We start from the raw sequence: 19,812 nt of genomic DNA, 5'->3' as shown, positions 1-19,812 counted from the left end.
AATTAGAGTTTGAAATTAATTAAATTCAAATTGATAAATAAGATCTAAAGTTTGTGCTAGACCAGAAGCAGCTTCCACGTATAAATTTGGTAAAAGTCTATATCGTAAGGTAAAGGTTGCTAATGAGTCAAAAATACCTACACCGTATTTTAATTGTAGATTAGGTAAAATATAGCCACTTACTACCACTTTTGAATTATTACCTGCTCCTTGAGTATCTAAAGTTAGATTTTTAATTCCAAAAGCATTACCTATATCACCGATGAATTTTCCTGTTTTTGCTGTCCCAACACCAACTAAAAATGCCGTCATCATATCGTTGTCACTCTGATCGGAGCTATCAAGACCTTGACCTCGAATTAAATAAGAAAGTGCTTCTTGTTGTGACATAGCTGGATCAGAAAATATTTCGATCTTAGGATCTTCTGTAGATCCTTTAACTCGAATCCCTGCAGTAATATTGCTATTATCCATTGAGTCAGGATTTCTTATAGCTTCTATGTCTAAGATAGCTTGATCGGTTGGTCCTGAAAAAGTGACAACGCCTTTGTGGATAATTAAATCTTGTCCATAGGCATGAAATCGACCATTAGGAATAAGAATTTCACCATGTAAATCCAACCCTTTATTAGTCTGTGTTGCGATCAATTTCCCTTTTAATGATGCTTTTAATCCAAATGCATCGACCGTGACGTTATCACCAATATTGATTTCGATATGACTATTAATTTTCATACCAAAGTTTTGTGGTTGAATTTGTTTATAGTTCCTATCCAACATTACTTCATCAGGAGAAACATCAATACTTGAAGGCGGAAGTGAATCAACCGTAATTTTACCTTTTGGAATTGAAACTTTACCAAGTACCGTTAGTTCATCTTGCGTTGCCTCGATCTTAATGTCTGGAATGACAGACATAACAATCATTGGCGGTACAGTAACCTCCATAGCGGCACCATTTACAGTTATGTTAGCTTGCCATTTTTCAAAGTTATTCCAACTAGCTTGGCCATTAATATTGATATTTCCAGATTTAGTAACTAATACACCTTTTAATGTTGATGATTTACCATTAAATTTAATATCAACCATAGCGGATTTTACATCAATTGGTAATTGATAAGTCTTAATATCACTATGTCTTAAATTGATGCCACCATTTAAGATTGGGTCCATTAATGAGCCAGAGAATTTGATATTACCATTGATAGCGCCTTTGGCATATTCATCTTTACTTAATAACGGATTTACAATCGCTAACGCCAAATTGTCAATATTCAATTGGCCACTTAACTCTTTTTTGGCGGTAGGATCTTTAATTAATAAATCACCAGTGATCTTTCCTAATTTATTTAAACTAAAACGCCAATCTAGCTTAGCTTGTTGCTCATTAAATTCTGCATTGATATTGAATAAATCAAATGGAATCGGCAAAGCTTGATTAGTGATCATTTGTTTAACATAAACTTTATTACTAGTTATATTTGCTTTGATACTTGGAATTTTGCTTGAGTCATCAAATTTAATATTTGCCTTTCCATTTATGAAACCATCAATTTTAGTTTCACCATCATTTGGAATAGGTAACTTAGCCAGATCAATATCTTTTAATGTAATTGATGTTTCATTATTTGGCGCAATGGAAAATGATTTATCTAAACAGATACTTGAAATATTATCACGCCAACAATGAGCGCCAATAGTTGGAATTTCTTTAGTGATATCATAAGAAAGACTGATCGGCTTGGTTAATTGCCAACGGCTCTTATCACCTAATGTTATTAAACTACGTGGTATATTTCCAGTCCATATAGTATGTTCTTTATCAAGTTCACCTGTTAAAGAAGTTGTCATGGAAAGAGGGCTACCATCAAGATTGATGGTTAAAGTGTGATGAGCTTCATTACCTGAAAGTTCTATGTTAGCTTTTTTGATACTTTCACTTGCAATATCGATATTTTGACCAACTAGATTCAATTGACCACTAAATTGATTGGTATATTGAACTTTGCCAGTTAGGTTTGCTTTGGCTATCGAAATAGATTCATAACTTAATGCGTTAATATTTAAATTTGTATTAATAACAGGGGAAGCACTATTTCCTGTCATTTTAATATTACCTACAACAGCACCATTGAGATTATCAGCCAGTAATGATAAAGCACTTAAATTAAGTTGTGCAGTCAAATTTCCCTTATCTGTAGAACCATTGATGTTAATTTGGTTTTTACCCCAAACCATTTCAAGGTTATTGGCTGATATAGCGTGGTTAGAATCGGCAAACAAATTACCATTAGCTGAAAAGTTTGCTTGTTTTATATTACCTTTTAACTGCATATCCGGTATATTTAATTGCCATGAATCCTCATCGAATGCCCCTGTGGTTTTTAATTGTCCGGCTAAACGAATAGGGTAGGCAGGTAATTCTTTAGTAAGATCAACATTATCTAATTTTATATTAGTATCCCATTTTAAAGCTTTTTGCCAATCTAAATAACCTGTAATATTAATGCTACCTTGAGGTAATTTAATATTAGCATGATCAAAGGATGCTGATTGATTTGTGCCATTACCAACAACGTCGAAACTGGTACCAGGTAAACCTTCACCTTTAATATCGCCTTTGGCTAGCATATTATATTTTTCGGTATTTCCATCTAATGCGATATTAAAATTATCTAACTGATATTGTGGCTTACCTTCAATTGGCCATTGAATATGTTTACCATTGATTTTAGCCATTAATGGTAAATATTTCTCAATAAAGTTAATTTGCCCATCAATAGTAATTTGGTTCAATCCGTTAATATTGGTGTAAGTGGACAATTGACCTAATAATTTTCCTGAAAACTGTCCATTAAGATGATTACTTTCAGTATCCACTTTCACTAAAGCAAAAATAGGCCAATCATCGCCTAAGGTAATCTGCCCTGATACAAAAGCATGCCCATTGGCATATGGTGTTATAGCATCAGTTTCAACTTGTTTTACAATAATATGATTATTAATCATATCCGTTTTAATACTAACCTGGTTGAAATGGTAATCTTGACCACCAATACGTAGCAACCAATTGTTACCGGTTAAACTAGTAACATCAAAATCTAATGGAATATTAACTTGTGGTAGTGACGTAATTAGAGGTTGGTTAAATATTTGGTTAATTTTTTGATTTAATGGTAAATCATCATTTGAAGTAGTAATTGATTTATTATCATCATTATCGGCAAAGATAGCTGATAAATCCATAGCAACTGATGGATAAACATAAATTTTTTCATTCACCCATCTAGCTTTACCTGTAAAGTCTGACATGCCAAATTGCATATCATTGACTTTTACATTGACATTAGTGATATGGGTCTGCTTAAGATCAATTGGTAGTGGTGTACTAATTGTTTCTCGTTTTTCGGGAATAGGTTCATCTGGTGAACGATTGATTTTGTCAGTATCAATAATAACGCTTACACCATCAGCATCAAACTGTTTGACACAAATTTTGGTTTGAATCAAACATGAACCATTCAATTTGAATTTTGCATCTTTTACTTTAACATCAATGCCCGGAAGTTCTAATGACAGCCCTTGAAGGTGTAAATTATGAAAAGTGCCATCTATTTGTTCAATTTTTAATTCTGGTAAAAACTTATTAAGTACGTAAGTTGTTAGTTTTACACCTAAACTGGTATAGATCATCAAAATAATAAAGGTGATGAGAAAAACAAAAATGGATAACACGACAATACTGCGTTTTTTCCACTTTCGGATTCGCTTTATTTTTTCAGCTTTTTTTACTCTATTTGGATTTTTTGCCATTTTATAATTCGCTTCCCAAACCAATATATAGATGTATTGAGCCTTTATCTTTTTTGTTTAGAGGTGTTGCTAAATCGAACTTAATTGGGCCTACCGGTGAAGCCCATCGAACACCTAAGCCTGTACCTGTATAAAACTTAGCTTTATCGACTTTATCTATCGCTTCACCAGTGTCAATAAATGCCGCTCCCCACCAAGAACCAGTAACATTGTATTGATATTCAGCAGAACCGGTTATCAGTTTTGACGCGCCTTTTAATTTACCTTTTTTATCTTTAGGTGATATGGATTGGTAACTATATCCGCGGATGCTTCGGTCACCACCAGCAAAAAATCTGAAAGAGGGCGGAACTCGTTCAAAGTTACTGGCTTGGATAATGCCGAAATTACCTCTAGCAATGAATCGATGAGATTGATTTATTGAACGAATCCAAGTTTGTTGCGTTTGAAAACGCACTAAATTGATATCAGATCCTAACGCATCAGCACCGCCTTCAATTGAAAAACGTTGAGAATCCCCCCACATAGGCAATAACTTACCATCATTACGAACACGCGAAATACTAACTGATGGATAATATAAGTTGGTTTTGTAACTGTCATCACCTTGGGTGAAGTTGTCTCGCAACATATTTAAGCCTAATGCTGTTTGCCAACCATCAAAGTTATCCCAATTACGAAGCACGCCAAATGTATAAGATCGAGAATAAGTATCGTTATTATCGATTTTCTTATAACCACCTTGAATCGTGTAATATTGTTCAATCGGATTTTTTTTCAATGGGATTTTATAGCTCATCGTAATAATCTGTTCAGGCGATGAGAGGGATAAGCTACTTTGAAAACTCTGTCCTCGGCTATTAATCCAAGGTTTATTCCAACCAATTTTACCATGCACACCATTATCGGTTGAAAAGCCTAAACCTAAGTCCATTGCATTTCTTTTTCTAGGTGTTGTTGCAACTTCAATGGGTAATGCTTTATCTGCTGTAAGATGAGGAAAATCTGGTGTAACCACAACAGAATTAAACCAGTTAGTTGAACTAAGACGGCGATTTAATAAAGATAAATCTTCAGCAGAGTATTCATCACCTTCTTTAAACGGTACAATATTTTGAAGATAATCCTGACGGATTTTTGCATTAGGAAAATTGACTTTACTAAATTTGTAACGCTTACCTGTATTAAAGTCGATATTCCAAAAAGCTTGATGATCAAATTGAGCTATCGCCAATTGATGAGTAGGCATATCTGCGTCAAAGTACCCTTTTTTTAACGATATGCTTTGTAATCCTTTCTTGAAATTCTCATAAGTGCCATGGTTCAACACATCACCAATTTTAGGTAATTGTGTTGCCATTAATTCTTGAAAATCTTTATCTTGTTTCCCTTCACCATTCAGATTGATATTTAATTGTTTTATTCTAACAGGTTGTCCAGGAGTTATTTTTACTGATAATACTTTAGGATCGGTTTCATCATATTCAAAAGTAGGGGAATAATAACCTAAAGCACGTAGTGCTTTTTGCGTTTCACTCTCAAAATAACGTTTGAAATTTGGCGTATTATTAATCTTATCTGGCGTAATTAAAGAAAGGCGTGCGTCGACATTTTCTTCAAGCTCTCCAGACAATCCTTTAATGGATAACTTCATATCTGCATAAGTTGATGCTGTCGTAACCATTAAAAGTAAGCATAATGAGCGAGAAAATCGTAACACATACACCTCGATAATGTTTAAGATTCAAGTAATTTCACATGTCCAATATAAGGTAAGTGGCGGTAATGTTGTGCATAATCGATACCATAACCAACCACAAACTCATCAGGGATGGAAAATCCAATATATTTAACAGGTACTGCTACTTCACGCCGAGATGGTTTGTCTAGTAATGTACAAATTTCAATACTACGCGGATGACGCAACTTAAGTATTGCCATCACTTTGCTAAGCGTATTACCTGTATCAATAATATCTTCGACAATCAACACATCTTTATCACGAATATCTTCATCTAAATCTTTTAATATTTTAACATCTCTATTACTTACCACCGCATTGCCATAACTCGAAGCCGTCATAAAATCAACTTCATGCCCGACAGTAATAGCACGGCTTAAATCAGCCATAAAAATAAACGAACCTCTTAACAAACCAACTAATATAAGCTCGTTTTGACTTTGAGCATAATCTTGGCTAATTTGTTGTCCTAATTTACTTACTCGTGTTTGGATATCTTCAGCCGATATCATCGTTTCTAATGTGTGCTTTTTCATCAATAATGCTCAGTGTACTTTTAAAAAATCAGAACAGATTTTAACAATTTTCATAGGTAAAAAGAATAACTAAACTAATTTTTTATCAAATAATTAAGAAATGATTAAAAGAATTTTCTTTTAAATATTAAATTAATCTTCAATTGTTTTGAGGATTGATTGTTTATTTTGCTTTTTTTGTTGGCGGCGCTTCTGAAAAAAAGCGCTTAACATTGAACTACACTCATCAGCCAATACGCCACCAATGATTTGAGCATAATGATTAATTCCTGTTCGGGAAAGAATATCAATGTAAGAACCTGCCGCACCAGTTTTAAAATCACTTGCTCCATAGACCACACGCTTGATGCGACTATGAATGATTGCACCCGCACACATGATACAAGGTTCAAGGGTGACATATAAAGTTGTATTTACTAATCGGTAATTCTTTTTATACTGACCGGCTTGTTCTATTGCCATAATTTCCGCATGAGCAGTTGGATTATGATTAATTATTGATTGGTTATAACCTTCACCAATGATTTGGTTATGTTCATCAACAATAACCGCTCCAACAGGAATTTCGCCTAGTGATTCTGCGTGTTTTGCTAATTCTAATGCTCGTCGCATCCAAATTTCATCTAACATACTCAATATTATAGATTGTTTAAATTAAGCACATCGCGCATATCATAAAGTCCTTCAGGTTGCTCAGCAAGCCATAATGCAGCACGGACTGCACCATTGGCGAACGTCATTCGGCTTGAGGCTTTATGGCTAATTTCGACTCTTTCGCCAATATCGGCAAAAATAGCCGTATGCTCACCAACAATATCACCAGCACGAATAGTTGCAAATCCAATAGCACCTTTTGGTCTTTCTCCGGTATGTCCTTCACGGCAATAAACTGCGCGGTCGTTCAAATCGCAGCCTAAAGTATCAGCAATTGCTTCGCCCATAGCTAGTGCGGTGCCAGAAGGTGCGTCAACTTTATGACGATGATGTGCTTCTATAATTTCGATATCAGTATAACTACCCATAATTTTAGTCGCTTTTTCAAGTAACTTGAGCACTAAATTCACGCCAACGCTGAAATTTGCAGCAAATACAATAGCAATTTGCTTAGCGGCTGTTGCAATCGCTTTTTTGCCTGCTTCATCAAATCCTGTTGTACCGATAATCATCATTTTCTTATTGTCTGTACAAAAAGCTAAATGAGCAAGTGTGCCTTCAGGACGAGTAAAATCGATTAATACATCAAATTGGTCTTTTGCCTGTTGTAGATTATCAGTCACTTTAATTCCACAGGCCCCAATTCCGGCAAGTTCACCAGCATCGCTACCGACCAATGATGATCCTTCTCGTTCAAATGCTGCACCTAATGTAACCCCTTCTATTTGTGACACAGATTGAATAAGCTGTCGCCCCATTTTTCCACCAGCGCCAGCAATAGCGATACGAATCATACTTGTAGCCATATAACTTTCCTTAACTTTTTTATCAGATATTTATAACAAATTATTATAGCGGAAAACTTTCAAGTTATATACTTAAACAAAATGATATACATTTCATGCTTTATGAGACTAAGTCGAAACTAAATAGCAATAACGGATGCCATAAGACGGCACTTTTAACCATATTTTTAAGAGGATTGATTTGAAGGGGGCATTTTTGCCTATTGCTGATAATTTACACTTTAGTCAAAAAGCGTTGTCTTATTTTATAGATAATACTTGCTTGGTATATCCATTTTTTATTGCGATATATTGAGAGATCAAATAAAGCAATTGATTTGCGATTGAACTTGATAATATGGACGCGAATGCGCCCATATAAACTTATAGCACTTTTAATAATTCTACATCGAAAATTAATGCACTATAAGGAGGAATTGAAGCGCCAGCCCCTTGCGCGCCATAGGCTAATTCTTGAGGAATATATAAACGCCATTTTGAACCTTCTGGCATTAATTGTAATGCTTCAACCCAACCGCGAATCACACCATTGACAGGGAATTCAGCTGGCTGTCCTCTTTCAACTGAGCTATCGAATACCGTACCATCAATTAACTGTCCAGTATAATGGACTCGAACACGGTCTGTTACTTTAGGGAATGCACCATCACCTTGTTTAATAATTTCGTATTGTAAACCAGATTCAGTCGATTTGATGCCATCTTTTTTTAGATTCTCAGCTAAAAAGTCTTTACCTGCTTGGGCAATTTTTTCAGCTTGTTTAGCTTTTTCTTTAGCTGCTTCTTCATGAACATGACGAAGGGCATCATGTAATTCTTGTAAAGGTAAAGCCGGTTGATTACCGCTTAGCACATCTTCCATAGCAAGTTTTAATGCATTTAACTCTAAATTATGTAAGCCAGATTCTTTTAGCTGTTGGCCAATTTGAAGTCCAATTGCATAACTTGCTTTTTGCTCAATTGTATCTAATTTCATTTTTTACCTGTCATTTGTTGAGAATAGTTTTTTATTATAGAGCATTAACATTCGAGATAAAAAGTAAAATATTAACAGTTGTTAATTATCATCAATATAAGCAAACATTTTATATCCTATTACCTAAAGTTTTTTTTATTTTATCTAGCGCTTAGTCAAAATATCAGCGATAATAAGCGACATTATATATTTGAATGGATTAATTTAGATGTCGTTTTTCAAACTTATTCCGCTTGCAATTGTGACTAGTATATCGATAACTGGTTGTTCACTTGTTGACCGTTTAGTTTATAGACCTGATATCAATCAAGGTAATTATATCTCTCCAGAAGCGATTGAATTATTACAAGTTGGTCAATCCAAAGATCAGGTCGTATTTATTATGGGCTCGCCAATGTTAACTTCAGCTTTTGGTGGTAATGTTTGGTACTATGTTTTCCGTCAACAACCTCAACATGGAAAATTAAGCCAAATTAATTATGCTATTTACTTTAATGAAATGGGTATAGTTACTGATATTAAAACTTCGTCTTTAGAAGGTTCTTTATCTTTAGAAGAGATGAACCAACAGGGTATTTCAGACCCAATTAATATAAAATCTGATGATGATCAACCGAATAGTTCACGTCCGCCACAAGCCCCTGAAGAGTAACAATCGGAATAAAAATTTCAAAAAAACCTCGTCATTCTGCGAGGTTTTTATTTATTTAATTCGATAAATTACTACTGTGGAAATTATTAGTGATTAGCTACAGAAGCAATGATTGAAAAGATGATTAAAAAGTAGATAAAGAAAAGAATAACTGTACATATAATTCCAATTAATACATATTTCCAATACCCATGTAAATTTCTGATAGCTTCAGTAAAGTCTTCTCCTCTACCGAGGGCTGCTGCTAGACTAAATGCACTACCGGATTGAAAAAGTTTAACTCCGTTGATTATTACTGGAATACCAACAATAGCTGTAATTATACCTAAACAGCTAATTGCACCTAAAACAATATTTACTACCCCAAAGATTTGTTGCATAGTCCCAATAAATCTCAATTGGCTTTTTAACAATTCTGTTGATTTAATTAAAATAGTATCTGTATTATCTGTTAACATTTCCATTCCTATCACTACCAATTATTATATTAAAAAAATGCAAGTCAGAATAACACGTTATTTACCTATGTCGAGGTAAATTTGTTTAAGAATTGTACATTGTTAACTTTTATATTAATCACATCATTCTAAGGTAAACCCCTGAAATAACGAAACGACTAGCTCCAACGTGCATTTGAGTAAGATAATTAAATGAAAAAATAGTACCACTGGGAATGATATTAAAAAAGACTTCACACATCTTAAAATTAGCTGCTTAATGCCTGATTAAGGATAAAGTGTATTACAATGAAGGTTTAAAGAATGTAGATGAAGTTGTTCCAAGTATAATAATATTTTAATATAACCAACAAAGACAGCCTTAAATACCGGTATATCAATGAAATCAACCTTAAATAAATTTTCTATAGCTCCAATGCTGGATTGGACTGACAAACATTGTCGATATTTTCATCGAATATTAACTAAGCAAACATTACTTTATACCGAAATGGTAACCACTGGCGCAATTTTATATGGTAAAGGAGACTATCTCGCTTTTAATGAACAGGAACAGCCAGTAAGTTTACAATTAGGTGGAAGTGATCCCATAGCGTTGGCTAAATGCGCTAAGTTGGCAGAGGAACGAGGATATAATGAGATTAACCTTAATGTAGGTTGCCCATCAGATCGCGTTCAAAATGGTATGTTTGGTGCTTGTTTAATGGGAAAAGCTGATTTAGTCGCAAATTGTATTGATGCCATGCAAAAAGAGGTAAATATACCTGTCACGGTAAAAACACGCATAGGTATTGATAACCAAGATAGTTATTCATTTTTATGTGATTTTATTGAAAAAGTGATGCCATATACCGATACATTTATTGTTCATGCTCGCAAAGCATGGCTTTCGGGGCTAAGCCCAAAAGAGAATCGAGAAGTACCACCACTTGATTATGAGCGAGTTTATCAGCTAAAGCGTGACTATCCGCAGTTAACTATCGCCATAAATGGTGGGATTAAAACCATTGAAGAAATCAAACATCATCTAAACTATGTTGATGGTGTCATGGTTGGGCGAGAAGCTTATCAAAATCCAATGCTATTAACTCAGATTGATCAGCAAATTTTTGGAGATGATACGCCAATTATCGATCCTATTGTCGCAATACAAACTCTTTATCCTTATATTGAAACACAACTTAGTCAAGGCGGACAACTCAATCATATTATGCGACACACCTTAGGAATATTTAATGGTAGAAAAGGTGCAAAACAGTGGCGACGTTACCTTAGCGAAAATGCGCATAAACCAGGAGCGGGAATTGAAGTTGTTGAACACGCGTTAACTTTCATTCATTAAAGAATTTTGTCTAGCTTAATTGGTCATGCGTCTGATTGCGCGGGATTGATAAATCAGTATATACTAACGAACAATTTTACTTAGGGCTTTTCTTCTGTGCGTTTAAATCCAAGTCAACAACAAGCTGTGGAATATGTTTCGGGGCCATGCCTTGTATTGGCTGGTGCGGGTTCGGGCAAAACTCGGGTAATCATTAATAAAATAGCTTATCTAATTCGAGTCAAAGAGTATTTACCTCGTCATATCGTTGCCGTGACTTTTACTAATAAAGCTGCACGAGAAATGAAAGAACGTATTGCTCAATCGCTAAGTAAGCAAGAGGCAAGAGGTCTGAAAATTTCAACTTTTCATACTTTAGGCTTAGATATTGTTCGACGAGAACATAAACATCTTGGTATAAAATCTAATTTTTCATTATTTGACGACCACGACCAAATTGCTCTACTCAAAGAACTAACACAACAATGGTTCGATGGAGACAAAGATCTCATCAACCAATTACGTTCTACCATCTCAAATTGGAAGAATGATATCGTTGATTCGACAGTAGCAATGGCTAGAGCACAAACCAACAAAGAAAAATTATTTGCTCACTGCTATCAACTTTACGAAAAACAACTTAAGTCTTGCAGTATATTAGATTTCGATGATCTAATCTTACTACCTACATTGTTACTAAAAACAAATGAAGAAGTTAGAGAAAAATGGCAAAATCGTATCCGCTACCTGCTTATTGATGAATATCAAGATACTAATACCAGCCAATATGAATTTATCAAATTATTAGTAGGTAGCCGAGCTAAATTTACGGTTGTTGGTGATGATGATCAGTCGATTTACTCATGGCGGGGGGCTCGTCCTAAAAATTTAATTTTACTAAAACAAGACTTTCCTAAGTTAGAAGTGATTAAATTAGAACAAAATTACCGATCATCAGGAAGAATTCTAAAAGTTGCTAACATCTTAATTGAAAACAATCCGCATATCTTTGAAAAAAAATTATTTTCAGAACTCAGTTATGGTGAACATTTAAAAGTGATCTCCGCCGACAATGAAGAACACGAAGCGGAAAAAGTTGTTAATGACTTAATTGGTCATCGTTTTGCTAATAATAGCCAATACGGTGAATATGCTATTTTATATCGCGGAAATCACCAGTCTCGCTTAATTGAAAAAATGCTAATGCAGTATCGAATACCTTACCGAATTTCTGGTGGGACATCTTTCTTCGCTCGCATTGAAATTAAAGACTTAATGGCATACCTACGCCTATTAACCAACCCTGATGATGATAATGCTTTTATCCGCATTATTAATACACCAAAACGAGAAATAGGGCCAGCAACTATCCAAAAACTGGGTGAGTGGGCAAATCAACGTGGTGTAAGCTTATATCATGCAAGTCATGATATGGGGCTAACCGAATTATTATCAGGCAAAAGGATGGAAACCCTACATGCTTTTATCCATTGGTTTGATTCTCTGATAGAAAAATCACATTCCGAACCAATGGCCGCGATTCATGAATTATTACATGGGATTCACTACGAAAGTTGGATCTATGAAACGTCTACCTCACCAACAGCCGGGCAGATGCGAATGCGTAATGTTGAACAGTTAGTTAGTTGGCTAAATGAAATGTTACAGGGTGATGAAATAGACGAAGCATTAACGCTAGAACAAGCAGTAGCAAGATTTACGTTACGTGATATGTTAGAGCGAAATGAAACTGAAGAAGAGCTAGATCAAGTACAATTAATGACATTACACGCCTCAAAAGGCCTCGAATTTCCTTATGTTTATTTAGTTGGTATGTCTGAAGGGGTATTACCTCATCAAACAAGTATTGATGAAGACAATATCGAAGAAGAGAGACGACTTGCTTATGTAGGCATAACTCGAGCTCAAAAAGAGCTAACCTTTTCATTCAGCCGGCAGAGAAAACAATTTGGTGAAACAGTTTATGTTGAACCAAGTCGCTTTTTACTCGAACTTCCACAAGACGATTTAGCTTGGCAAGATCAGCGTAATGAATTATCACCAGAAAAGAAAATGCAACAAGGCCAAAGCCGGTTAGCGATGCTAAAAGCGCAAATAGCTAGCGCAAAATAAATTATCTATATATCAAAAACAATTAACTACAGCTCAAATTATTAAACAAATTTATCGACATAACTGAAAAAAAGTTGAGGAACGGGGTTTTTGAGATCGAATAAATGAATATTTTTTCATTTTTTCTGATTATTAATATTGAATTTATTGCTGATAACGTCAAAATTGACGATATTTTGTCTATATAGATTGATAATCAATTAAAAAGCATTGACGGATCAAAATAGCTTTATATAATACTCAGCGTTTAATCACTAAATCCAATCGATGTCTCCTTAGCTCAGCTGGATAGAGCAACGGCCTTCTAAGCCGTAGGTCACAGGTTCGAATCCTGTAGGGGACGCCATTAAAGCTATATATAATCAACGAGTCTTAAGTTTAATCCTTAATATCTTTACATACTCTATCACACTATTTAAAGTGTTTACGTCATAATAAATTTTAATAATTAATAATTGCATTAATTAAATTAAATCAATATTATAAAATGAATATTATAAACGGTATTGATAATTCTATAATATTCGTTTATCCATATTATCATTTTCAAAATTATTAGAATTTATAAGTGAGTATTAATTGAGTATTAAAAAAATTCGAAACATTATCTTAAGTATTATTGTTTCAGTTGTTTGCTATTTTTTTTGTTAACCAGTTTGATCTATTTAATAAAAGATCTATTAGTGGCCAACTCTTTAAGATTTCTCAGTCACTGAATGAACGCACTCCAATTCGTCTAGATCAATTTACTATGTTGACCACATCTTATGCAGAAAACAATACATTAACTTATAGATATATTGTTGAAAAAATTAATTTTAATGAGATAGATAAAAGTGAAATTGATAAATTCCGTGATTTTCTGTTTTCTCAAATAAAAAATGATGGTTGTACTAATGATCAAATAAAACAATTATTAAAAAAAGGCGCAATTTTTCAATATCTATACTCAACCGAAGAGAATAAATATTTGTTTATGATTACCTTAAAAGAAAGTGATTGTTCAGGCGTAAAGCCTATTGATACAACAAAATAAAAAAGAATCTAATATGAACGTCCGTCATCTATAAAATCGTCGTTTGGAATTTGCCTGGTTATTAATTTTGGTTCGATTTTTTTACGCTTTTTATTAACCCTAGTTAATATTTAAATATTGCAAATTTAATTCCTTAACGACGGAATTATTAGCATAATATTTAGGAGCTTTAACTTTTTTATATGGGATAATTAATCTTTATTAAATTTCTTAATATGATTGATTATTATATTCAAAGCGAGCTTGCGAATAACAGATGTCAACGATAAATTGGTTATAAATATCATCATCAATACTTTTACTTTCCAGTTTGATTTTGAGTAGTTCGATGATTTGCCAGTCATTGTCATTACCAAAGTTTTTAATTAGTTCTTCGGCTCGGCTTTCAATCCATTCTTCCTTGGCATCTTGCATTTCAATATTGTTTAACATATTGCAGTAAGCGCTTTCGTAACCATTTTCAACCAATTTATGTAACTGCATAACTCACCTCGTAGCAATCTGTAGCATCCAGTAGAACAAGCCAAATAATCCACCTAAAATCACAAAGTATGTGCAAAAGAGGGCAAACTTTATTTCGCTGTCTGTTAACTCATAATCCTTATGAAATCTATCTTTGATTTTCATATTCACAAAATCTTTATCAGTCATATTTCCCTCGAGAAAGCCCTCAAAAGAGGGCAAAGGAGCTGAAATGTCGCCTTTCCGAGCTTTGAATACTAGTAGACACTCTTTATAAAAGTGTCTAGAAATATTAGGCGGCAAATTGATTGTTATCAAAACCGCTGTACTTTCATATGCCCCAGCTAGCTACTTGAATCTCGTTAACTAGTTAAATAACTCGTAGTCTTGTTTAACTTTGTTGTTAAGTTGATTGGTTTTGACGCGATAAATGATAATATAAGTTATCGTCAATGTCAATAATAAAAGTTATCAAAATAAAGATAAAGTTATCAAGCATTATTGTAGAGTGATAGCAAGATATGTTTAGCGGATTGTTGGAATAACTGGTAGGTTAATTCGTTAATGATATAAAGTTAATGTGCTGTAGAACTTTTCTTTGTTGCATCTATTAAGTTAGTTAATGGTAATGCTTTTGCTAAACTTGAAATTATTTTAATTTCCTCTATAGCTTTTTGGTTAAATAAATCATCCCCTCGATTGTCTACAATAACCATTATTTTTCTTCCATTTAATTGACTACCACTGACAACATCACCTACTTTTCTCATTACTGCTCCAACAGCATTTGGAGTAGGGTTAATAGCTAAAATTAACTCATTATCTATTTCAAAATCAAAATTATACTCATGATTAGATATTCCTTTTATTTTTGGATTTGGAGTTAATTTCTTTCGAGGCTTCCATGCTTTTAAATATAACTCAACCTCTTCCGCTAATTTATTGATTCTGTCAGGAATTCCAACCATTTCATATTCATAATGCATTAATGAGCACATAGCTGAAATATAATCAGAAAGTAAAGTATTTAATTTATCTTTGTTTGCAATAGCAATGATTTCACCATTCTCACTCAGCCCTATGTCACTGTGTGTACAATTTATTTTATCCCTTACTAATGACCAACTGCGTTTGTCTCCAATAACACCATTGAGTCTTAAATTAAAAATTGTCTCACCATCATCGGTAATCATTATTTGAGAATTAAGATCTATTATATAAAAAGATAATGGGCTTTTATCGATCCATAAATGATTTGTTTGTAGGCAGATTGCTTTCTCACCATTCACTGTTTCTACAGTATGGCATATTAATAGCTTGTTATGCTCTAAAAAACTACAATCAAATTTCATTTTTTCTACTCATCAGTTATACTGTTTATTTTTCCAGTAAAATCTAAATATACTTTATCACAAAAGAAATCAAACCAACTAGAAATATCTTCAACTTTATATAATGGGCTAATTTTATTAGTTTCCTTTCCAATATGTTCATGACAGCCATTTATATTATTAACGCCATCATGTGAACTAACTTTTTTCTCATCGCACGCTTCAACTTGGTATGCCCTTAGTTTTATTCCAGATTTTATTTTAAATAGCGTAATCACTGTTTTGTTGGATGTTTTAATTCGAATTGGTTTTTTATAATCAATTTGGACGGTTACGCCAGGGATAGTTCCCTTTAATTCATCACTAGAATCATAAGGTGTAAAATTAGATGTTATGTAGTTAGCATTGTTTGCTTTATTCCAATTAATATCTTTATCATAAGATTTTGGCATTGATATTAGTTGGAGTGAATCACTTGTGCCTAAACAATTTAAATGTTCTTTCCTTGCCTTGATCATTTTATTACCTTTTTTTACTATCAAAAACCCCCGAAGCGGTCATTTTAGTTTTTATTATCAATCCAATATAGACGACTGCCACCAAACACGGCCTAAAATAGTTATTTCATCTTGAGACACTATTTCATCATCATAGCCAATGTTATAGCTTTTGATTTTTATTTGATTGCCAGGCATTTTTTCTAAAATTTTTATTCTTAATAATCCATCGTGATTGATTGCATAGATTTTGCCATCTCTAACATATGTATCAGCTTGATCGATTGCTACTGTAGAACCATCTCTAAATACAGGTTCCATGCTGTCTCCATAGACAGTTAGACATACAGTGCATTCTTTATCAATGCCATATTTCCGCATTGTTGATTTGGATAGGCGTAATTTATATCCGTTATAATCTTCAATATCATCAGTGAAACCATCACCAGCTGCTAGCCGTACATCCTTATAAAATGGCACTTCAATTTCATCATCATCTAGCGGTGTTTTACTATCCCAATCTTCGATAGATCCTAATACTGTCGCATTAGACTTATTTTTGTTTACTTTGGCTTTACCAACACCTTTTGTTAGCCATATAGGATCAACGTTTAATGCGTTAGCGATTTCTAATATTTTTCGTGATGTACTGGATTTTCCTGAAAGCAATTTTTGAATAGCTGGTTGGCTAATTTTTACTTTTTCGGCTAGTTGATGCTGAGACATCCCAGATTCTTTTAATGCCAAATTTAATCTATCTGTAAATGTAGTCATGCTTTTTTCTCGGGGTTGTTAATTTTTTAATTATATAACTCAAGTTATCACTCATCAAATAACAATAGTTATTGATTTATCCAATAACTTTGGTTATTATTGATAATAAATATTATCGTTAGATTTAAAGAATAATAATTGAGACTGCTGCAAAAGCTATCCATATTTTAGGAAGTTAAAGGAGATAAAAAATCACTATTAGATTACACAAAAGGGGGTATGGACACATTAAAAACTAAAGTCAATGCGTTCGAAACCTTACAACACTTGCAAGTGATAAAACAATCAATTCAGCACAAACATAAAATTTATCCGATTGTTAGATTAAAGGCATGTATCCACGATTTAATAAATTACCAAATAGTGACTGAAATTATTTATAAAAATGATAGCAATTTTGCTGAATATTTTTGAGGTAAAACAATGAATATAGTTGAAATATTGAAATTGAAAGGAAGACCCAACGCCTATTATCCAAAAATGGCTAAGCCGTTAGGTGGTGTTAATGCAGCTGTTTTATTTTCTCAATTATTTTATTGGCAAGATAAAGCTATATCTGATTTAGGGGTGTATAAAACGCGCGATGAACTTGAGGAAGAAACTGGTTTATCTCACAACGAACAAAGAACAGCTATAAAAAAACTACAAGATAAAGGCGTTTTGATAATTACTGAAAAGCGATTAGATCATAAAACTTTTTACAAAATTGACAATAAAAAGGTCAATGAAATTTTAGCTAATTTCGCCAAATCTATTAATCATTTACCGCGAAATGAAGAAAGTAATCACCCCGAAGTAGACATCGTAGATTTCGGGGAGGCTAGAAAGTCGAGTTCGTTATTTCAAGAGATTACAACAAAGACTATTACAGAGAATACTACAAATATTATTGCGGATAAACCACAACCCCAAAAACGGGAGTTGCCTAATGATTTTAAACCCAACGATCATCATCGAAACATAGCACTAAATGAAAATGTCAATTTGGATACTGAATTTATTAAGTTTAAAGATTATTGCTTGGCTAATGGGAAAAAATATATTGATTGGAACGCTGCATTTAATAATTGGCTACGTAATGCAGGGAACTATAAAAAATCGAATCACTCTCAATCAAGATTTATAACTCTTGCAGAACGTAATCGAGCTGTCTTAGAGAGTATGAGGAGCTGATTATGGCAAAAATCTCAGATGGTTTTTTAGCAATTATTGGTGGACTTCTTGAACTCTACGGACAGCAAGCGAGTACAACTAAAATCAATATTTATTGGTCAACACTTAGTCAATACCCAATTGATTCATTGCGCAGAGCAGCCAATGTATGGGTGCGTAAAAGTGAATTTATGCCGAAGCCTGCTGATTTAATTAATTTAATGGGTGGTCCTAATAACCATTTATCACCCGATGAGGCATGGGCAATAGCAATACTTGCTAGTGATGAAACTAATACTTTGGTTTGGACTAAGGAAATAGCAAAGGCATGGGCACAAGCTGAACTTGTTTATCGTAATGGCGACAAAATTGGAGCAAGAAGAACTTTTATCGAAGCTTATGGACGTTTAGTTAACTCATCAATGATGAATGGCAAAAATGTAGAGGTGTTTGTATCACTTGGTAGCGATAAAACAAAACGTGCTGATGCAATTAATCGTGCTGTTTTCATTGGTTTATTATCACCAGAAAAAGCTAATTGCTATTTGCCAAAACCAGAAAACACGATCGCAATGCTTGAGTTTAAAGATGATCAGGTTTCTGCAAAGAGTATGGAGCATATCGCTAACATTAAAGAGATGTTAAAAAAAAGCAGAACTTGTATTAAAACTGATTAGCCTTTGTTAATAGCGACTTTATTAGATGTTTAACAAAATAGTAATAGGCTGTGTATTAGGATTAACAGCAAATGTAGCAAAAAATAAATATAAATCTGTAAAGCAAGTCAATAAACGAAACATTCGGAACAATGTAAGCAAATCGAAGGGGTTAATATTGAAATGAATTACAAAACAACGGCAAAAGTGAATGAAGATTGGCAAAGTAGGGAGAGAGTAATGAGAGAAACTAAAGATATTTTAACTGCCTGGAAAAATACGCGTATATTGAAAAGAATTGGAACTGAATATCCTTCAAAATCGGCTGTTTTTTTGGGAGCGCCAACAGATGTTGATTATCGCCAATATTTAACAGAAGATGAAGCTGAAATTGTTGATAATGCGGTACTGATTTTAAAAAATGACAATTATTCTCAATGGATTGTATTGACCGCATATTATCTGCGAGGTATTTCGTGTAACTCGCAGGCAAAAGCAATTGGGAAGCGTCCACACGATATCATTAATTTATTGAATCAAGCCGAGATGTTTATAAGAGGAAATATTTATCAATATTTTAAAAAAGTTGCATAACCGCTTGACTTTGCGCAAATGCGCATATATAATAAGGTAAAAATGCGGTTTAGAACGCATATAGTTAAACCCAGCTAATTAGTTGGGTTTTTTTATATCTATATTATTCTGTTTTTTCTAGAAATAATAATCAATACGCTAGCTATTAGCTTGATTCCTTTTTTGCCAACCTCATTTAATGAAATACTAACTGTGATTTTATTTCTGTTGTAGCTATT

General features: G+C 33.5%; 18 protein-coding genes and 1 tRNA gene. 8 read left to right on the top strand and 11 right to left on the bottom strand.

Annotation, left to right across the window (positions count from 1 at the left end):
* Positions 1 to 15: 15 nt before the first annotated feature.
* From tamB to A9G07_RS06080, 6 genes are all read right to left on the bottom strand, one after another.
* The gene (gene tamB / locus A9G07_RS06105) at positions 16 to 3,816 is read right to left on the bottom strand and encodes an autotransporter assembly complex protein TamB (protein ID WP_065734456.1); all 3,801 of its coding nucleotides are present in this window, start codon (positions 3,814 to 3,816) and stop codon (positions 16 to 18) included.
* 1 nt (position 3,817) lies between these two features.
* Positions 3,818 to 5,536, bottom strand: a complete 1,719-nt coding sequence (tamA, locus tag A9G07_RS06100) for an autotransporter assembly complex protein TamA (RefSeq protein WP_305082836.1) — start codon at positions 5,534 to 5,536, stop codon at positions 3,818 to 3,820.
* 17 nt (positions 5,537 to 5,553) lie between these two features.
* Positions 5,554 to 6,093 carry a hypoxanthine phosphoribosyltransferase gene (gene hpt, locus A9G07_RS06095; protein ID WP_065563227.1) on the bottom strand — a complete coding sequence of 180 codons (540 nt, stop codon included), beginning with the start codon at positions 6,091 to 6,093 and terminating at the stop codon, positions 5,554 to 5,556.
* Positions 6,094 to 6,225: 132 nt separating this feature from the next.
* On the bottom strand, positions 6,226 to 6,723 hold the full coding sequence (gene tadA, locus A9G07_RS06090; protein WP_065563228.1) for a tRNA adenosine(34) deaminase TadA: 498 nt from the start codon (positions 6,721 to 6,723) through the stop codon (positions 6,226 to 6,228).
* A gap of 8 nt (positions 6,724 to 6,731) precedes the next feature.
* The gene (dapB, locus tag A9G07_RS06085) at positions 6,732 to 7,553 is read right to left on the bottom strand and encodes a 4-hydroxy-tetrahydrodipicolinate reductase (protein WP_065563229.1); all 822 of its coding nucleotides are present in this window, start codon (positions 7,551 to 7,553) and stop codon (positions 6,732 to 6,734) included.
* Positions 7,554 to 7,916: 363 nt separating this feature from the next.
* Positions 7,917 to 8,528 (bottom strand): FKBP-type peptidyl-prolyl cis-trans isomerase, encoded by a 612-nt coding sequence (locus A9G07_RS06080; protein WP_065734455.1) that lies wholly within the window; start codon positions 8,526 to 8,528, stop codon positions 7,917 to 7,919.
* Between the two features lie 208 nt (positions 8,529 to 8,736).
* Between A9G07_RS06080 and bamE the strand changes: the two genes are divergently transcribed.
* Positions 8,737 to 9,180 carry an outer membrane protein assembly factor BamE gene (gene bamE / locus A9G07_RS06075; protein ID WP_065563231.1) on the top strand — a complete coding sequence of 148 codons (444 nt, stop codon included), beginning with the start codon at positions 8,737 to 8,739 and terminating at the stop codon, positions 9,178 to 9,180.
* Positions 9,181 to 9,266: 86 nt separating this feature from the next.
* Here the strand turns inward: bamE and A9G07_RS06070 are convergent, their stop codons facing one another.
* Positions 9,267 to 9,638 (bottom strand): DUF5362 family protein, encoded by a 372-nt coding sequence (locus A9G07_RS06070; protein ID WP_065734453.1) that lies wholly within the window; start codon positions 9,636 to 9,638, stop codon positions 9,267 to 9,269.
* Between the two features lie 379 nt (positions 9,639 to 10,017).
* Here A9G07_RS06070 and dusA point away from each other — a divergent pair, with 379 nt between their 5' ends.
* From dusA to A9G07_RS06050, 4 genes are all read left to right on the top strand, one after another.
* Entirely contained in the window at positions 10,018 to 10,980 is a 963-nt protein-coding gene (dusA, locus tag A9G07_RS06065) for a tRNA dihydrouridine(20/20a) synthase DusA (RefSeq protein ID WP_065734452.1), read from the top strand.
* Between the two features lie 96 nt (positions 10,981 to 11,076).
* A complete protein-coding gene (gene rep / locus A9G07_RS06060) occupies positions 11,077 to 13,092 on the top strand; it encodes a DNA helicase Rep (RefSeq protein ID WP_065734450.1) in 2,016 nt (671 codons plus the stop codon).
* A gap of 269 nt (positions 13,093 to 13,361) precedes the next feature.
* Positions 13,362 to 13,438, top strand: a tRNA-Arg gene (locus tag A9G07_RS06055).
* Positions 13,439 to 13,843: 405 nt separating this feature from the next.
* A complete protein-coding gene (locus A9G07_RS06050) occupies positions 13,844 to 14,128 on the top strand; it encodes a hypothetical protein (RefSeq protein ID WP_141677483.1) in 285 nt (94 codons plus the stop codon).
* A gap of 210 nt (positions 14,129 to 14,338) precedes the next feature.
* Here the strand turns inward: A9G07_RS06050 and A9G07_RS06045 are convergent, their stop codons facing one another.
* The 4 genes from A9G07_RS06045 to A9G07_RS06025 all read right to left on the bottom strand — a co-directional run bounded on the left by A9G07_RS06045 (position 14,339) and on the right by A9G07_RS06025 (position 17,192).
* Positions 14,339 to 14,611, bottom strand: a complete 273-nt coding sequence (locus A9G07_RS06045) for a hypothetical protein (protein ID WP_065734446.1) — start codon at positions 14,609 to 14,611, stop codon at positions 14,339 to 14,341.
* Positions 14,612 to 15,165: 554 nt separating this feature from the next.
* On the bottom strand, positions 15,166 to 15,942 hold the full coding sequence (locus A9G07_RS06035; RefSeq protein ID WP_065734443.1) for a DUF1828 domain-containing protein: 777 nt from the start codon (positions 15,940 to 15,942) through the stop codon (positions 15,166 to 15,168).
* A 5-nt stretch (positions 15,943 to 15,947) separates the two neighbouring features.
* Positions 15,948 to 16,439, bottom strand: coding sequence for a hypothetical protein (locus tag A9G07_RS06030; protein WP_065734441.1), 492 nt, complete (start codon positions 16,437 to 16,439; stop codon positions 15,948 to 15,950).
* Between the two features lie 57 nt (positions 16,440 to 16,496).
* On the bottom strand, positions 16,497 to 17,192 hold the full coding sequence (locus A9G07_RS06025) for an XRE family transcriptional regulator (RefSeq protein ID WP_065734440.1): 696 nt from the start codon (positions 17,190 to 17,192) through the stop codon (positions 16,497 to 16,499).
* A 423-nt stretch (positions 17,193 to 17,615) separates the two neighbouring features.
* On the opposite strand from A9G07_RS06025, the gene A9G07_RS06015 reads away from it, so the two are divergent.
* From A9G07_RS06015 to A9G07_RS06005, 3 genes are all read left to right on the top strand, one after another.
* Positions 17,616 to 18,365 (top strand): hypothetical protein, encoded by a 750-nt coding sequence (locus tag A9G07_RS06015; protein WP_065734436.1) that lies wholly within the window; start codon positions 17,616 to 17,618, stop codon positions 18,363 to 18,365.
* A 2-nt stretch (positions 18,366 to 18,367) separates the two neighbouring features.
* Positions 18,368 to 19,021, top strand: coding sequence for a hypothetical protein (locus tag A9G07_RS06010; protein ID WP_065734434.1), 654 nt, complete (start codon positions 18,368 to 18,370; stop codon positions 19,019 to 19,021).
* 162 nt (positions 19,022 to 19,183) lie between these two features.
* Positions 19,184 to 19,594 carry an antiterminator Q family protein gene (locus tag A9G07_RS06005; RefSeq protein ID WP_141677482.1) on the top strand — a complete coding sequence of 137 codons (411 nt, stop codon included), beginning with the start codon at positions 19,184 to 19,186 and terminating at the stop codon, positions 19,592 to 19,594.
* Positions 19,595 to 19,812 lie beyond the last annotated feature (218 nt).

Origin of the sequence: Gilliamella sp. wkB72 (genome assembly GCF_001693745.1) — a bacterium.
Taxonomy (GTDB): Bacteria; Pseudomonadota; Gammaproteobacteria; order Enterobacterales; family Orbaceae; genus Gilliamella; species Gilliamella apicola_E.
Note: the sequence above shows the minus strand (reverse complement) of the source record. Positions and strands in the feature narration are given on the sequence as shown.

Bases quoted from the DNA above. Each gene is read 5' to 3' on its own strand.
- tamB (WP_065734456.1), bottom strand. From the start codon at position 3,816: ATGGCAAAAAATCCAAATAGAGTAAAAAAAGCTGAAAAAATAAAGCGA.
- hpt (WP_065563227.1), bottom strand. From the start codon at position 6,093: ATGAAAAAGCACACATTAGAAACGATGATATCGGCTGAAGATATCCAA.
- tadA (WP_065563228.1), bottom strand. From the start codon at position 6,723: ATGTTAGATGAAATTTGGATGCGACGAGCATTAGAATTAGCAAAACAC.
- dapB (WP_065563229.1), bottom strand. From the start codon at position 7,553: ATGGCTACAAGTATGATTCGTATCGCTATTGCTGGCGCTGGTGGAAAA.
- A9G07_RS06080 (WP_065734455.1), bottom strand. From the start codon at position 8,528: ATGAAATTAGATACAATTGAGCAAAAAGCAAGTTATGCAATTGGACTT.
- bamE (WP_065563231.1), top strand. From the start codon at position 8,737: ATGTCGTTTTTCAAACTTATTCCGCTTGCAATTGTGACTAGTATATCG.
- A9G07_RS06070 (WP_065734453.1), bottom strand. From the start codon at position 9,638: ATGTTAACAGATAATACAGATACTATTTTAATTAAATCAACAGAATTG.
- dusA (WP_065734452.1), top strand. From the start codon at position 10,018: ATGAAATCAACCTTAAATAAATTTTCTATAGCTCCAATGCTGGATTGG.
- A9G07_RS06050 (WP_141677483.1), top strand. From the start codon at position 13,844: ATGTTGACCACATCTTATGCAGAAAACAATACATTAACTTATAGATAT.
- A9G07_RS06045 (WP_065734446.1), bottom strand. From the start codon at position 14,611: ATGCAGTTACATAAATTGGTTGAAAATGGTTACGAAAGCGCTTACTGC.
- A9G07_RS06035 (WP_065734443.1), bottom strand. From the start codon at position 15,942: ATGAAATTTGATTGTAGTTTTTTAGAGCATAACAAGCTATTAATATGC.
- A9G07_RS06030 (WP_065734441.1), bottom strand. From the start codon at position 16,439: ATGATCAAGGCAAGGAAAGAACATTTAAATTGTTTAGGCACAAGTGAT.
- A9G07_RS06025 (WP_065734440.1), bottom strand. From the start codon at position 17,192: ATGACTACATTTACAGATAGATTAAATTTGGCATTAAAAGAATCTGGG.
- A9G07_RS06015 (WP_065734436.1), top strand. From the start codon at position 17,616: ATGAATATAGTTGAAATATTGAAATTGAAAGGAAGACCCAACGCCTAT.
- A9G07_RS06010 (WP_065734434.1), top strand. From the start codon at position 18,368: ATGGCAAAAATCTCAGATGGTTTTTTAGCAATTATTGGTGGACTTCTT.
- A9G07_RS06005 (WP_141677482.1), top strand. From the start codon at position 19,184: ATGAATTACAAAACAACGGCAAAAGTGAATGAAGATTGGCAAAGTAGG.